The sequence below is a fragment of the Actinoplanes lutulentus genome, from assembly GCF_003259845.1.
Classification (GTDB): domain Bacteria; phylum Actinomycetota; class Actinomycetes; order Mycobacteriales; family Micromonosporaceae; genus Actinoplanes; species Actinoplanes lutulentus.
Map to the genome: position 1 here is coordinate 450,773 of NZ_QLMJ01000002.1, position 14,576 is coordinate 465,348.

16 protein-coding genes are annotated in these 14,576 nt (G+C 68.7%); 9 read left to right on the forward strand and 7 right to left on the reverse strand.

The features are described 5' to 3' along the window. Positions 1-48: 48 nt before the first annotated feature. From B0I29_RS05470 to B0I29_RS05495, 6 genes are all read left to right on the forward strand, one after another. Positions 49-735 carry a YqeB family protein gene (locus B0I29_RS05470; protein WP_111647731.1) on the forward strand — a complete coding sequence of 229 codons (687 nt, stop codon included), beginning with the start codon at positions 49-51 and terminating at the stop codon, positions 733-735. Beyond that, positions 732-1,934: a sensor histidine kinase gene (locus B0I29_RS05475; RefSeq protein WP_111647732.1), complete on the forward strand. Its 1,203-nt coding sequence runs from the start codon at positions 732-734 to the stop codon at positions 1,932-1,934. Before B0I29_RS05470 ends, B0I29_RS05475 begins: the two co-directional genes overlap by 4 nt. Further along, a complete protein-coding gene (locus tag B0I29_RS05480) occupies positions 1,922-2,584 on the forward strand; it encodes a response regulator (RefSeq protein ID WP_111647733.1) in 663 nt (220 codons plus the stop codon). Before B0I29_RS05475 ends, B0I29_RS05480 begins: the two co-directional genes overlap by 13 nt. A gap of 137 nt (positions 2,585-2,721) precedes the next feature. Next, complete coding sequence (locus B0I29_RS05485; RefSeq protein ID WP_111648017.1) at positions 2,722-3,696, forward strand: methionine ABC transporter ATP-binding protein; 975 nt, start codon at positions 2,722-2,724, stop codon at positions 3,694-3,696. After that, the gene (locus tag B0I29_RS05490; RefSeq protein ID WP_111647734.1) at positions 3,693-4,349 is read left to right on the forward strand and encodes a methionine ABC transporter permease; all 657 of its coding nucleotides are present in this window, start codon (positions 3,693-3,695) and stop codon (positions 4,347-4,349) included. The genes B0I29_RS05485 and B0I29_RS05490 overlap by 4 nt, the downstream gene beginning before the upstream one ends. Before the next feature lie 19 nt (positions 4,350-4,368). Beyond that, positions 4,369-5,181, forward strand: a complete 813-nt coding sequence (locus B0I29_RS05495; RefSeq protein ID WP_111648018.1) for a MetQ/NlpA family ABC transporter substrate-binding protein — start codon at positions 4,369-4,371, stop codon at positions 5,179-5,181. A 52-nt stretch (positions 5,182-5,233) separates the two neighbouring features. Here the strand turns inward: B0I29_RS05495 and B0I29_RS05500 are convergent, their stop codons facing one another. Continuing rightward, positions 5,234-5,929: a lytic polysaccharide monooxygenase gene (locus B0I29_RS05500; RefSeq protein ID WP_111647735.1), complete on the reverse strand. Its 696-nt coding sequence runs from the start codon at positions 5,927-5,929 to the stop codon at positions 5,234-5,236. 124 nt (positions 5,930-6,053) lie between these two features. Between B0I29_RS05500 and B0I29_RS05505 the strand changes: the two genes are divergently transcribed. Beyond that, the gene (locus B0I29_RS05505; protein ID WP_111647736.1) at positions 6,054-6,239 is read left to right on the forward strand and encodes a hypothetical protein; all 186 of its coding nucleotides are present in this window, start codon (positions 6,054-6,056) and stop codon (positions 6,237-6,239) included. A gap of 72 nt (positions 6,240-6,311) precedes the next feature. Here B0I29_RS05505 and ald read toward each other — a convergent pair whose 3' ends face one another. Continuing rightward, on the reverse strand, positions 6,312-7,427 hold the full coding sequence (gene ald / locus B0I29_RS05510) for an alanine dehydrogenase (RefSeq protein WP_111647737.1): 1,116 nt from the start codon (positions 7,425-7,427) through the stop codon (positions 6,312-6,314). Positions 7,428-7,558: 131 nt separating this feature from the next. Here ald and B0I29_RS05515 point away from each other — a divergent pair, with 131 nt between their 5' ends. Together B0I29_RS05515 and B0I29_RS05520 are read left to right on the forward strand one after the other, a co-directional pair. Beyond that, positions 7,559-8,026, forward strand: coding sequence for an Lrp/AsnC family transcriptional regulator (locus tag B0I29_RS05515; protein WP_111647738.1), 468 nt, complete (start codon positions 7,559-7,561; stop codon positions 8,024-8,026). Between the two features lie 62 nt (positions 8,027-8,088). Then, the gene (locus B0I29_RS05520; RefSeq protein ID WP_111647739.1) at positions 8,089-9,324 is read left to right on the forward strand and encodes an endonuclease/exonuclease/phosphatase family protein; all 1,236 of its coding nucleotides are present in this window, start codon (positions 8,089-8,091) and stop codon (positions 9,322-9,324) included. A gap of 326 nt (positions 9,325-9,650) precedes the next feature. On the opposite strand, the gene B0I29_RS05525 is transcribed toward B0I29_RS05520, so the two are convergent. Genes B0I29_RS05525 through B0I29_RS05545 form a run of 5 tightly spaced genes read right to left on the reverse strand, consistent with a single transcriptional unit; the run spans position 9,651 to position 14,363 of the window. Beyond that, positions 9,651-10,226: a hypothetical protein gene (locus B0I29_RS05525; RefSeq protein WP_111647740.1), complete on the reverse strand. Its 576-nt coding sequence runs from the start codon at positions 10,224-10,226 to the stop codon at positions 9,651-9,653. After that, positions 10,223-11,053, reverse strand: coding sequence for a carbohydrate ABC transporter permease (locus B0I29_RS05530; RefSeq protein ID WP_111647741.1), 831 nt, complete (start codon positions 11,051-11,053; stop codon positions 10,223-10,225). Before B0I29_RS05530 ends, B0I29_RS05525 begins: the two co-directional genes overlap by 4 nt. Continuing rightward, positions 11,053-12,030 (reverse strand): carbohydrate ABC transporter permease, encoded by a 978-nt coding sequence (locus B0I29_RS05535; RefSeq protein WP_111648019.1) that lies wholly within the window; start codon positions 12,028-12,030, stop codon positions 11,053-11,055. The genes B0I29_RS05530 and B0I29_RS05535 overlap by 1 nt, the downstream gene beginning before the upstream one ends. 5 nt (positions 12,031-12,035) lie before the next feature. After that, positions 12,036-13,328 carry an ABC transporter substrate-binding protein gene (locus B0I29_RS05540; RefSeq protein WP_111647742.1) on the reverse strand — a complete coding sequence of 431 codons (1,293 nt, stop codon included), beginning with the start codon at positions 13,326-13,328 and terminating at the stop codon, positions 12,036-12,038. A gap of 9 nt (positions 13,329-13,337) precedes the next feature. Continuing rightward, positions 13,338-14,363, reverse strand: coding sequence for a LacI family DNA-binding transcriptional regulator (locus B0I29_RS05545; protein ID WP_111648020.1), 1,026 nt, complete (start codon positions 14,361-14,363; stop codon positions 13,338-13,340). Positions 14,364-14,576 lie beyond the last annotated feature (213 nt).

Here is a 14,576-nt window from a genome sequence, read left to right on the forward strand (position 1 = left end):
ACTTTGGTCGTCTGGCCCGGCCTTTCCGCAGGGCTTAGCGTCTATCTCGTGAGCAGCGAACCGACCGTCCTCAGCCTCTCCCGGCTCGACCGGGCACTGATCGTGCTCGGCCCGGTGACGGTCGGCGTTCTGCTCGCCCTGGTCCTGCCGCCTCTCGCCCGATGGCTGGTGGGCCTCGGGATCGCCCTGCCGTTCGGCTTCGTGGTGAAAGCTGTTGCCGGCGTCGGCGGCGGCTGGCAGCTCGCCGTGCAGGCGGTGATCTTCGGCGTCCTCGGGCTGCTGGTCACCGCCGAGATCCTGCGGCGCGTCACCCGGATCACGGTCGCCGACGACGTGGTCGAGCTGCTGACCGCGGGCGACCGGCGCACCTTCGCGCGCATCGACATCGGCGCGCTCTACCCGGAGCGTGACCTGCTGATCATGCTCGACCCCGACTCGCGGCGGATGTTCCACGGCGAGCCCGGCGCGAGCAAGGCCGCGATGGGGCAGGCGTTCCGCGACCATGGTTACCCGTGGCACGACACCGACCCGTTCGGCGAGCTCTACTCCCGGTGGGAGCCGGAGTCCGGCCGTCTGCCGATCGAGGCCGAGGCGGTGCTGTCGGCGCGTGCCGTCGCGCTGCGCAAGAAAGCCGGCACCGAGGCCGGTGAGCTGCGCGAGACGCTGCAGAAACTGGGATACACGGTCCGCGACGACGGCGACAAGCAGTTCTGGCGTCCCCTGGTCCGCCGATGAGAGACGCCAAGGAGCCCAACGCCAAGGACCCCATCGCCACGGAGCCCAACGCCAAGGACCGGGCGGTCGACGTCGCCGCCATCCTGATCTCCTGCTTCTGCGCGATGCTGCTCGCCGGCGAGGCCGAGTCGACCGGCCGGATCCACGGCGAGGAGACCTTCTGGGTGCTCCTGCTCGGCTGCGCCGGCTCGCTCGCGCTCTGGTGGCGGCGTCATCACCCGTTCGCCGTGGCGCTCTTCCTGATGCCGATCGCCGCGATCACCGACACGGCGGCCTACGCCGGGGTGGCCGCTCTCTACACCCTGGTCATCCAGCGGCGGACCCGGGCGCTCGCCGTGACGATCGTGCTGAGCGTGTTCACCGCCGCCCTCTACGGGTGGCGCCGCCCCGATCCGACCCTGCCGCCGGTCGCGGAGGTCCTGCTCACCTCGGCGCTGCTCGTCGTGGCGGTGGCGGTCGCGGTGGCGGTGCGTTCCCGGTTCGAGCTGATCGAGTCGCTGCGTCACCGCGCCGAGCAGGCCGAGGAGCAGGCCCGGCTGCGCGCCGACCGGCTGCGCTCGCTGGAGCGCGAGCGGATCGCCCGGGAGATGCACGACTCCCTCGCCCACCGGATCTCGATGGTGAGCCTGCACGCCGGCGCCCTCCAGATCCGCCCCGACCTCACCGCCGACGAGGTGGCGAAAGCGGCCGCGACGATCCGCGACAGCGCCCACCACGCCCTCGAGGACCTGCGCGAGATCCTCGGGGTGCTGCGCGCCGGGGAGACCGTGGGCGAGCCCGACGGCGGCCTGCGGCCGCAACCCGACCTGAGCCGGCTCAGCGACCTTCTCACCGAGGCCGAGACCGCTGGGGTACGCGTCGAGGCCGTCGACCACCTCAACGGGACGCCCGTCTCCGCGTCGCTGGGCCGCACGGTCTACCGCCTGGTTCAGGAGGGCCTCACCAATGCCGGCAAACACGCGCCGGCCGCGCCGGTGCGCCTGCTCCTGGAGCGATCCGGCGACGACGAGCTGCACGTCCTCATCGCGAACCCGCTGACGCCCGGCCAGAAAACCGCCGTGCCCGGTGCGCACGCCGGGCTGGTCGGCCTGACCGAGCGTGTCGAGCTGATCGGCGGCCGGCTGCGCCACGGTGTCCGGGCCGACCCGTTCACCGGCGCGGCCTTCTATCTGGAAGCGTGGCTGCCATGGCCGAGCTGATCCGGGTGCTGATCGCCGATGACGACCCGCTCGTGCGGGTCGGCCTGACCCTGGTCCTGGGCGCCGGGCCGGACCTGCGGGTGGTGGGCGAGGCCGGCGACGGGGCCGAAGCGGTCGCGGCGGCCCGGGAGCTGCGGCCGGACGTCGTGCTGATGGACATCCGGATGCCGCGGATGGACGGCCTGGCCGCCACGGCCGAGCTGCGCCGCGACGGGCCGCTGCCCGCGATCGTGGTGCTGACGACGTTCGACACCGACGAGCACCTGCTCGGGGCATTGCGGCTGGGCGCCAACGGTTTCCTGCTCAAGGACATCGCGCCCACCGAGATCCTGACGGCGGTGCGCCGGGCCGCGGCCGGCGAGTCCATCCTCGCCCCGTCGGTGGTGCCTCGGTTGATCTCGCACGCGATCGGCCGTACCCCGGACCCGGCCGCTGACCGGCGGCCGAGCCCACTGGACCGGCTCTCCGAGCGGGAGCGCGACGTCGCCCAGGCGGTCGCCACCGGGGCGTCGAACGCGGAGATCAGCCGTGATCTGCACATGAGCATCGCCACCGTGAAGGCGTACGTGTCCCGCCTGCTGGAAAAGCTCGCGTGCGCCAACCGGGTGCAGATCGCCATTCTGGTGCACGAGGCAGCCCAGCGACGGTGAAAGTGGCGGTTGCCGTGAGGGTCGTTACACCAATTGGATTCACAGCAACCTGAACGCTACGGTTGGCCGCGGTGCAAAACCCATCGATTGAGTATGTTTTGCGACGCGCGTCACATCGGCTGACCAGGGTGTTTTACGTGATAGAAATCCGCGGGCTTCGCAAGACGTACCGCTCCAGAAAGCAATCCGTCAATGCTGTCGACAACGTCGACCTGACCGTCGGCGAAGGCGAGGTCTACGGCGTACTCGGGCAGAGCGGCGCCGGCAAGAGCACGCTGCTGCGCTGCGTCAACATGCTGGAGCGGCCCGACACCGGGACCGTCGCGGTCGACGGCGTCGAGCTGACCGCGCTCGGCGGCAAGCGGCTGCGGATCGCCCGGCACGGCATCGGGATGATCCACCAGCACTTCGCGCTGCTCTCGTCGCGGACCGTGGCGGGCAACGTCGCGTTCGCACTGGAGGTCACCGGCGCGCCGCGGGCCGAGCGCCGGGCACGGGTGGCGGAACTACTCGAACTTGTCGGGCTCAGTGGGCGTGCTGACGCGTACCCCTCGCAGTTGTCCGGTGGGCAGAAGCAGCGGGTGGGTATCGCTCGCGCGCTCGCCGCGCGGCCGAAGGTTCTGCTCTCCGACGAGGCGACGTCCGCGCTCGACCCGGAGACCACCGACTCGATCCTGCGCCTGCTGCTCGATCTGAACCGGCGGCTCGGCCTCACCATCCTGCTGATCACCCACGAGATGACCGTGGTGAAACGGATCTGCACGTCGGCCGCGGTGATGCGGGACGGGAAGTTCGTCGAGTCCGGGCGGGTCGCCGACCTGCTGCGCCGCGATTCCGAGCTGGCTCGTGACCTGTTCCCCCTCGACGGGCCGTCGTCGGTGGACGGGTCGGCGGTGCTCGACGTGACGGTGAGCGGCGACGACGCGGACAAGCCGCTGCTCGCCGAGGTCGCACGGCGCTTCGACACCGATGTGCGGATCCTCGCCGGTCACGTCGAAACGCTGGCCGCCACCCGGGCCGGCCGCTGGCGCATCGCTGTCCCCACTGCTGCCTCCGAGGATGCGGCGGACTTCCTGCGCAAATCCGGCGCACAGGTGGGGGTCGCGTCATGACCTGGGATGAAGTCTTCGAGCTGCTCGCCGTCGGATTCCAGGAGACCGCCTGGATGGTCGGCGTCTCCGCGCTGCTCACCGCGGTCGGCGGCCTGCTCGTCGGGGTGCTGCTGGTGCTCACCGACTCTGGTGGCCTGCTCGCCGCGCGGCCGGTCAACGCCGTGCTCGGCCTGATCGTCAACGTCGGCCGGTCGCTGCCGTTCATCATCCTGCTCGTGGCGATCATCCCGTTCACCCGGGCGGTCGTCGGCACCACCATCGGCACCGACGCGGCGATCGTCCCGCTGACCGTCGGCGCCATCCCGTTCTTTGCCCGGATCGTCGAGGCGGCCCTGCGTGAGGTGCCCGCCGACGTGGTCGCGGCGAGTGTCGCGATGGGCGCCACCCGCCGCCAGATCGTCGGCAAGGTGCTGCTCCGCGAGGCGCTGCCCGCCCTCATCGCCGGCCTGACGATCACCGTGATCGCGATCATCGGGTACTCCGCGATGGCCGGCACGGTCGGCGGCGGTGGCCTCGGTGACCTTGCGATCCGGTACGGCTACCAGCGCTTCGAGACCGAAGTCATGATCGCCACGGTGGTGGCGCTGGTGGTCTTCGTCCAGCTTGTCCAGATGGTGGGCGACGTCCTCGTCCGCCGGCTCTCGCACCGTTGATTCAGGAAGGCAATTGATCATGCGCCGCTTGGCCGCTCTCCTCGCCGCCGGTTCCCTCGTCCTCGGGCTGGCCGCGTGCGGTTCATCCGACGACTCCGCAGCAGCGGGCGACACCCTCAAGATCGGCGTCAGTCCGGTCCCGCACGGCGAGATCCTGAAGTACGTCGCCGACAACCTCGCCGCCGCCGAGGGCCTCAAGCTGGAGATCGTCGAGTTCAACGACTACATCCAGCCGAACGTCGCCCTCAGCGAGAAGCAGATCGACGCGAACTACTTCCAGCACATCCCGTACCTGGAGGAGGAGGTCGCCGCGAAGGGCTACACGTTCACCGCGCTCAAGCCGGTGCACATCGAGCCCCTCGGCGTGTACTCCAAGACCGTGAAGACGATCGCTGACGTCCCGGATGGCGGCGTCGTCGCGATCCCGAACGACCCGTCGAACTCGGGCCGTGCCCTGAGCCTGCTCGCCAAGAACGGCCTGCTCACGCTGAAGGACGGCGTCGGCGTCAAGGCCACCGAGAAGGACATCACGGCGAACCCGAAGAACCTGCAGTTCAAGGCCCTCGAAGCCGCGCAGCTGCCGCGTAGCCTGGAGGACACCGCGATCTCGGTGATCAACGGCAACTACGCGATCGAGACCGGCCTCAAGCCGTCGACCGACGCGCTCGCGCTGGAGGCGGGTGACGACAACCCGTACGCGAACCTGGTGGTGGTGCGTACCGGTGACGAGACCAGCGAGAAGATCGTCAAGCTGGAGAAGCTGCTGCACTCGGCCGAGGTGAAGAAGTTCATCGAGGACAAGTACCAGGGCTCCGTTCTCGCCGCGTTCTGAGCTGACTGACAGAGGGCCGCGCATCGCGCGGCCCTCTGTCATGTAGGAAAGATCAGCAGGGGCCCTGGTCGACCCAGACGGCTGCCGCGCCCGGGGTCTCGCCCTGCGTCCACCAGGACGCCTTCCACTTGCGGCCGTTGTGGGTGGCGAAGTTCCCGCCGACGTACACGGTCGAGCTCGTCCACGCCGCGACCCCGCCGCAGCTGCCGGTGGGCGGCGGAGTGGTCCCGCCACCGCCGCTGCCGCCGATGTTGACGTCGATGCACGAGTAGAACGCGTTGGTGGTGTCCGAGATGTTCCAGACGGCGAGGATCTTCTGACGTCCGGAGAACCCGCTCAGGTTCACCGTGTGCGACAGCGTGGCCGGCGGCTGCTGGTTGTTGCCGCCGAACGACGCGACCCGGGTGTTCCCGATCCAGTACTCCCAGTTCGCCGTCGCGTGCCGCGCCGTGTTGACCCAGGTGAACGTCTGTGACGTGCTCACACTGGTGGCCGGCCAGCCCCGGCTGTCGTCGTTGAGCTCGGCGAACCCGGCCACGTTCGCGTTGCAGGTCTTCAGGCCTTTCGGGCCTTCGACACTCTGCGGTTCGTACTTGATCTGCCCGCACGACATGACGCCCTGCGCGCAGAGCGCCTGACGACTGGGCGGCGAGGAGACGTACCCGTGCGCTGCTGCCGGGGATGCCGCCAGCAGAGATCCGGCGGCGCCGACGATGGCGACCGCGAGCAGGGCGAGCAACTTGCGCATGTCACTCCTCCAATGATGAACATCAATTGATGGGTGTGACAGAAATATAAAGCAAACTTTCCTAACAGAAAAGACGCGGGTCCAAGGTCGATTTCAAGATGCCGCACCGGCGCATAATCAGCACATGGATGACGCGAGCCAGGTGGACGAGGAAACAGTCGACGCTCAGCGCAAGGCGCGGTTCGGTGCTCTGCCGCCGCGGATTCAGCCCGATGACTTCATCGGCGAGGTCGAGACCCGCAAGCACGAGGGCCGGCACTTCTCCGCCGTGAGTGACGCCCAGGCGTCCGCCCTGCCGGTCTCCGGCTGACGACCAAAGCCCCGGAAACGGGGCGCGCCCTCGCGCTGGGGGAGCAGCGGAGGGCGCGTGGGGGAGGGTGGATCAGGCCAGGGTGCTCGCGACCGTCTCGGTCGGGAGGCCGAGGGCGGTGCCGACCGACTCGTTGGTCAGCACTCCCTCGTGGGCGTTGAGGCCGAGCGCCAGGGCCGGGTCCGCGCGCAGGGCGTCCTTCCAGCCGAGGTCGGCGAGCCGCAGCACGTACGGCAGGGTGGCGTTCGTCAGCGCGTACGTCGAGGTGTTCGGCACCGCGCCCGGCATGTTCGCGACGCAGTAGAAGACCGACTCGTGAACGCGGTACACCGGCGCCTCGTGCGTCGTCGGCCGCGAGTCCTCGAAGCAGCCGCCCTGGTCGATGGCGATGTCGACAAGTACCGAACCCGGCTTCATTCGCTTGACCAGGTCGTTGCTGACCAGGGTCGGCGCCTTCGCGCCGGGCACCAGCACCGCGCCGATCACCAGGTCGGCCTCGATCACCGACTGCTCGATCGACAGCGAGCTCGACACCAGCGTCTTGACCCGCCCGCCGAACTGCGCGTCGATCTGCCGCAGCCGCGGGATGCTCAGGTCGAGGACGGTCACGTCGGCGCCGAGGCCGAGCGCGATGGTCGCCGCGTTCACCCCGGAGACGCCGCCGCCGATCACAGTGACCTTGGCCGGGGTCACGCCGGGCACGCCACCGGGGAGGACGCCGCGGCCACCGCTGTTGCTCATCAGGCTGTACGCCCCGACCTGCGGTGCGAGCCGCCCGGCGACCTCGGACATCGGGGCGAGCAGCGGCAGCGAACCGTCGGCGAGCTGCACCGTCTCGTACGCGATCGCGGTGGTCCCGCTCTCCAGCAGCGCCTTCGTGCCCTCGGCGTCGGCGGCGAGGTGCAGGTAGGTGAAGAGGACCTGGCCGGCCCGCAGGCGGTGGTACTCGGAGGCGATCGGCTCCTTCACCTTGAGGATCATGTCGGCGGCGTCCCAGACGGCGTCCGCGTCCGGCGCGATGGACGCCCCGGCGGTGAGGTAGTCCTCGTCGGTGATCGCGGATCCGATGCCGGCGCCGGCCTGGATCAGAACCTCGTGCCCATGCCGTACCGCCTCGACCACGCCGGCCGGGGTGATGGCCACCCGGTACTCGTGGTTCTTGACCTCTTTCGGTACGCCGATGCGCATGGGGTTCGTCCTTTCGACCTCGTTGTCCTCTGGCGATAGAGTGGAACGATGTGCAGTAGGCAGGCAAGACGAGCGAAGATGATTCTGTTCGTAACGGACGGGATGCAGATTCTGCGCGCCGAGCCGCTCCGGTGACCGATCTTCCGAAGGATGTTCGAGGCCTCGACAACGTCGATCTGGAGCTTCTGAGCCTGCTGACCGCCGACGGCCGGATGCCGAACAACGCCCTCGCCGACCGGGTGGGCATCGCCCCGTCGACCTGCCTCACCCGGGTTCGCCGGTTGCGCGAGATCGGCGCGATCCGCGGCTTCCACGCCGACGTCGACCCGGCCTGGGTCGGCCGCCCCATCCAGGCGATGATCGCGGTCCGGATCCGCTCCGACGCCCGCGACGGCATCGGCAAGTTCGCCGAGTCGCTGGCCGGGATCCCGGCCGTCCGGGACGTCTACTTCGTCTCCGGCTCCTACGACTTCCTGCTGCACGTGGCCGCCGCCGACGTCGACGACCTCCGTACGGTGATCACCGAGCGGCTCAGCAGCACCCGCCTGGTCGCCGGCACCGAGACCTACCTGATCTTCGAACACCGCCGGGGCGCGTGAGGTTGCCCTGATGTTCCACCGTCCGGTATGGAGGGTTAACACTCCGGCGATCGGATGGTGCGATGAGAAGACTTCTGGCGGCCGCGGTGATCACCGCGGCGGTTCTGACCGCTGCGCCGAGCCTGGCTCAGGCCGGCGGGCGGCATGACGACATCCGGTTCGCGACGTACAACCTCTCGCTGAACAGGCCGGCCGAGGGGCTGCTCCGCGAACACCTGGCGAACCCGGGCGTCGACGACGTCTACCGCCGGCAGGCGCGCAACGTGGCCGAGGTGATCCAGCGGGCCGCGCCCGACGTCGTGCTGATCAACGAGTTCGACTACGACCCCGAGGCGGCCCGCCTGTTCGCCGCGAACTTCCTGGAGAAGTCGCAGAACGGCGCACCGGCGATCACCTACAAATACCGCTATGTCGCCCCGTCGAACACCGGCATCCCGTCGGGCTTCGACCTGAACAACAACGGCGTCACGGACACCACGCCAGGCGACGGGTCGTACGGCGACGACTCGTTCGGGTACGGGGTCTTCCCCGGCCAGTACGGGATGGTCGTGTACTCGAAGTACCCGATCTCGACCCGTGACGTGCGGACCTTCCAGCTCTTCAAGTGGAAGGACATGCCGGGCAACCTGATCCCGGCGGACTTCTACTCGCCGGAGGAGCAGGCAGTCCTGCGGCTCTCCTCGAAGAGCCACTGGGACGTGCCGATCCGGGCAAACGGCAGGACCGTGCACTTCCTGGTCTCGCACCCGACGCCGCCGACGTTCGACGGCCCGGAGGACCGCAACGGCCGGCGCAACCACGACGAGATCCGCTTCTGGGCGGACTACGTGCGGAGCGCCCGGTACATCTACGACGACAAGGGCCACCGGGGCGGCCTCACGCCGGGCGCGGCCTTCGTGATCGCCGGGGACCAGAACGCGGATCCGTTCGACGGCGACTCCTACGACGACGCGATCCACCAACTGGTCGACCACCCGCTGATCAACGCGCGGCGCGCGCCGTCGTCGGCCGGCGCGGCCGAGGCGTCGGTGTTGCAGGGCGGCGCGAATGCCACGCACGAGGGCGACCCCCGCACCGACACTGCCGACTTCGCGGACACTGCGCCGGGCAACCTGCGCGCCGACTACGTGCTCCCGCGCCGCGGCCTCAAGGTCACCGGAACCGGCGTCTTCTGGCCGGTCCAGTCCGACCCGTTGTCCCGCCTTACCGGCGTGTACAGCCCGGAGTGGTCCGCGGTGGGCGGCTACCCCACCTCCGACCACCGCCTGACCTGGACCGACATCTCCCTGCGCCACTAACCACCAGTCCGGCTTGTGCTCGTGGTCGCCGGCTTGTGCCGGGAACGACCACGAGCACGAGCCGGATCGGGGTGACGTTCTGGCTTGCGCTTGTGGTCGCCGGACGGGGCTGGGGGCGACCGTAAGCGCGAGCCGGGGGCGGGGTGAGCGTGAGGGGACGCCGGGGACGGCGGCGAGGTGCGCCGGGGGGACGGGCGTCAGGGGCGGAGCATTCGGTGCGGCGTCGCTTGCGGTTGTGGGGCTCGTCGGGCGTATCCACGATGGCTGGTGAAAAGGGGGAGCCGCCGCGCGGGGCCGGGATGGAACGGCCTCGCGCGGCGGCCGGCTCAGGTCAGGCGATCGCTGATCATGTGGGCGGCGAAGAGTTGGAAGCCGATGATCAGGGGGATCGTCGCCGGGACCGAGAGAGCCAGGAAGAGGGCTATCGCGGCGGTCGTGGTGATGGCGCCGGTTGCTGCGGGGTGGGTCCAGGACCAGCGGGCCGCGGTGCGCCATGACTGGTTTGGATCACGTCCGAGGGCGGTCAGGGATAGGCCTGCTATGCCGGCCAGCCAGGCTGTTGCCGCTGCGGTGGCGATGAGGAGCACGGGGCCGCCGGGGACCCAGCGTCGTGCCACCGCGGTCAGGTCCAGGAGTAGGAAAAGGGCTATGAGCAGGACCGGAAGGCCTCGGAGCAGGCCTTCGCGGAACTGTCGCAGCAGGGGGCGGATCGGGGGCAGGGTGTTCTGGCGGTACCGGTGATGGACGGCCGCGGAACCGGCCGCCAGCGCTGCCGGTGCGGTGAGTACCGGCAGCGCGAAGACCGTGGTGACGATTCCGATCAGTGCGATGTCGGTGCCGAGGGTGAAACGGTCCCGCCAGTCCGGGCGTGGTGGCGCTTGGTCCTCCTCGGCGGTTCTCATCCCTTGAGGCCGGAGGTGTTGATGCCTTCGACGAGCATGCGCTGGAAGGCCACGAAGAACAGGAAGACCGGGGCCAGGGAGAGCACCGACATCGCGAACATCGGGCCCACCGCTGATTGGCCGGTGGAGTCGATGAAGAGGGTCAGCGCTACCGGGGCGGTGTATTTCTCCAGGTCGGAGAGGTACACAAGCTGGCGGAAGAAGTCGTTCCAGGTCCAGATGAACGAGAAGATCGCGGTGGAGACCAGTGCCGGGCGGGACAGCGGCAGGATCACGTGCCGGAAGACGCCGTACGCCGTGCAGCCGTCGATCTTGGCGGCGTCGTCGAGTTCCTTGGGTACGCCTCGCATGAACTGGACCATGAGGAAGACGAAGAACGCCTCGGTGGCGAGCAGTTGCGGGACGATCAGCGGGGCATAGGGCCAGTCGCCGCCGACCCAGCCGAACGTCTTGAACATGACGAACTGCGGGACGATCAGCACGTGGCCGGGCAGCAGCAGCGTCCCGATCATGATGGCGAACCAGAAGCCGCGCAGCCGGAACCGCAGGCGGGCGAACGCGTACGCGGCAAGCAGGCACGAGATGCAGTTCGCGACGACGGTGAGTCCCGCGACCATGGCGCTGTTCAGGAAGAACCGGCCGAACGCCACGTCGAAGTGGTTCCACCCGTCGATGAAGTTGCCCGGGGTGAACTCCCGCGGCCATGCCGACATGTTGTTCAGGACCTCCTGCGGCGACTTGAACGCGCTGCCGAGCATCCAGACCAACGGGTAGAGCACGATCGCGGTGAGCAGGACGAGAACAAAGGGTCGTGCTCTGAGAGTCATCAGTCCTCCCCGTCCGAGTAGTGCACCCAGAATTTGCCGGTGCGGAAGATGAGCGCGGTGACCAGGCCGATCGAGAGCAGGAAGACCCAGGCCATCGCGGACGCGTAGCCCATCTGGTACTCGGTGAAGCCCTTGTTGTAGAGGTGCAGCGTGTACATCAGCGTCGAGTCGACCGGGCCGCCGGTGCCGCCGGAGAGTACGAACGCCGAGGTGAAGCCCTGGAACCCGTTGATCGTTTCGAGGACCAGGTTGAAAAAGATGACCGGCGACAGGATCGGCAGCGTCACGTTGAAGAACTGCCGCACCGGGCCGGCGCCGTCCACCGACGCCGCTTCGTAGAGCTCGGCCGGCACCTGCTTCAGACCGGCCAGGAAGATCACCATCGGGGCGCCGAACTGCCAGACGGCCAGCAGGATCAGCGTGCCGAGCGCGTAGTCCGGGTCGTTGACCCAGGCCTTGCCGGTGATGCCGAACCAGCCGAGGAACGAGTTGAACGCGCCGTCCTGGTTGAACATGCTGACCCAGACGATCGCGACCGCCACGCTGCCGCCGAGCAGGGACGGCAGGTAGAACAGGCCCCGGAACAGGCCGCCGGCGCGGAACGAGCGGTTCAGCAGCAGGGCCACGCCGAGGGCCGCGGCCAGTTTGAGCGGGGTCGCGACCAGGGCGAACGTGATGGTTACGCGTACCGCGTGCCAGAACGAGGGGTCCTCGGTCATCATCTGGCGGTAGTTGTCCAGCCCGACCCACTCGGTCGCCGACCAGTCGCTGAGCACGTCGTAGTTGGTGAAGCTGAGGTAGAGCGACATGAGCATCGGGATCGCCGTGATGGCGGCGAAACCGAGCAGCCAGGGGGAGAGGAAGACATATCCGGCCACGCCGTCGGTCTTGGGCCGGGCGGGCCGGCCCCGCCGCCGGGTGGCGGCGGGACCGGCGGGCGGCGGCGCTGGCGACGGCGGCGCCTGGGTTACTGCCACGGGACTCACCGGCTGACTGCCGCCTGGCTGGCGGCGAAGAACTGCTCGGCGGCCTTGGCCGGGGTGGCGCGACCGTACTGGGCCTCCTCGGCTGCCTTGATCAGCTCGCTGCGGACCGTGCTGTGGCCTCGCGGCGGCACGGACGGCGACGGACCGTAGTTCTTGGACAGCTCGTCGATGGTCGCGATGGTCTGCTTCATCGACGCGTTGTCGGTGGAGGCGGCGACCGCCGCGCGGATCTCGGTGTTCGACGGCAGGCCCCGGTCGGTGCCGAGCAGCTTGCCGGCCTCCGGGTCGTTCGCCAGGAAGTTGATCACGTCGACCGCGATGTCCTTGTGCTCGCTGCCGCGGAAGACCGAGAAGTACATCGAGGCGCGCGGCCACTGCTTGCTGGCATCACCCGGGTACGCGACCAGACCGAGCTCGTCCTGTGTGTTCTTCTGCAGTTCGGGCATCTGGTTGGCCCACACCCATGAGGTGAGCGCCTTGTTCGTCACCACGAGCTGCTTGGTGATGTCGGTGGCGTTGCCCTCGTGGATCACGTCGGCGGTCGGGGTGGCCTTCGCGTCGCGGGCGCCCTTCCACAGCTCGAACCACGCCTGCACGTCGGCCTGGGTGAAGCCGAGCTCGTTGCCGTTGTACATCTCCTTGCCCTGCTGGCGCAGCCACACCCAGAACGCCTTGTAGTCGGCGCTCGGGTCCATCGTGCCGGCGAGTTTCGTGGCGGCGCCCGCCTTGCCGGCCCAGGCGATGAAGTCCTCCCAGCTCATCCCGGTCTCCGGAAGAGGCTGCTTGGCGGCGTCCAATTTGGACTTGTTGAAGACGAGGCCCTGGGTGTTCTCACCGAAGGCGACACCCGCGAGCTTGCCGTCGACCACGCCGTACTTCCACAGGCCCTCGGGGAACTTCGAGGTGTCCAGCGTGCCTGCTGTCTGGTACGACGTGAGGTCGAGCGTCACGTTGCGGGTCGCGTACTCGGCGAGGAAGTTGTCGTCGATCTGGAAGATGTCCGGGGCGTCGTCGCCGGCCGTGAGCGTGGCCAGCTTGTCGAAGTAACCCTGGTTGGCCTGCCACGTCTTCTTGAACGTGACGTCCGGGTGCTTGGCGGTGTAGAGAGCGAGAGCCTTCTCGGTAAGTTCGGCCCGGGCCTCGCCTCCCCACCAGAAGAAGCTCAGCTCGGTCTTGCCGTCGTCGCCCGAGTCGTCGCCGCCACAGGCGCCGAGGACCAGGGGAAGGGCGAGCATGCCGGCTACAAGAGTGCGCAGAAATCTGCGGCGGGGCGGGTGTGTTGCGGTCATGGCTTGTCGTCACTCCTTGACGTATGCGGCGACCTCAGCGGTGGTCGCACCGGCCGGCAGGAAGGGTCCCGGGCCGGTGGAGTTGCGGATGACCAGGTCGGTGTGCAGATTGATCTGTCCGGTGGAGCCGTCGTCGCCCTGCTGGAGCAGCATGTCGACGGCGGCCCGTCCGGCGGCCGCGGTCGGGTTCGCCACCGTGGTGAGCTGGGGACGGACCAGTTCGCTTGCCGCGATGTCGTCGATACCGACGACGCTGACCTGACCGGGCACCGCGATGTCACGGTCCTGCAGTGCCTGGAGCAGGCCGATCGCCATCAGGTCGTTGTAGGCGAGCACGGCGGTGGCGCCGGTGGCGAGCACGGCCTCGGCGGCCGCGGCGCCGGCCGCGGAGACCGGCTGGTGCGGGCCGAGGACGGTGAGCTCCGCGCCGGCCGCCCGGGCGGTGGCCCCGGCTGCCTGGCGGATTTTCTGATTGGTCCAGGAGCCACGTGGCCCGGACAGGTAGACCAGGTGGCGGTGCCCCAGGTCGAGCAGGTGACGCACGGCGGACCGGGCGCCCTGACCGACATCCATCACCACCGCGGGCAAGCCGGTGATCATGCGGTTGATGACGACCAGCGGCACCTCACGACGGAGCTGCTCGATCTGGTCGTCGCTCATCCGGGGGCTGCAGAGCAGGATCCCGTCGACCTGTTTCGCCAGGGCCTGGACCAGGTCGGCCTCGACGATCGGGTCTTCATCGGTGTCGGCGACGAACACGTGGTAGTCGCGTCGCCGGGCATGTGTCTCGGCCGCCTTGATCAGCGGCGGGAAGAACGGGTTGGCTATATCGGCCACGATCAGGCCGATGTTGTGGGTACGTCCGGTGATCAGCGCCCGGGCCGCCCGGTTGGGGCGGTAACCGAGCTGCTCCGCGGTGGCCAGCACCCGGGAGCGGGTCTCGGGGTTGACCAGATGCGGCGCGGAGAAGGTGCGCGACACCGTGGAGATGTGCACTCCGGACGCTCGTGCTACGTCCCGGATCGTCACGGCCACGGTGCCCTCCTCGGTTTGCCTGTGAGAGGCCGGCATCGATGTGACCCCGGTCTCTCAGTGAGAGCAATTGATGCAAACGGTTGCGGACGTGTCAACCCCTGTCTATGTCGATCTTGTTTCCGTGGCGTTATGAAAGTGGGATAAATGTGGACGATTTTCCCAAGACATTGACTTCTGTCGTGGTCTCTTCCCTAATCTGTTGCAAACGTTTGC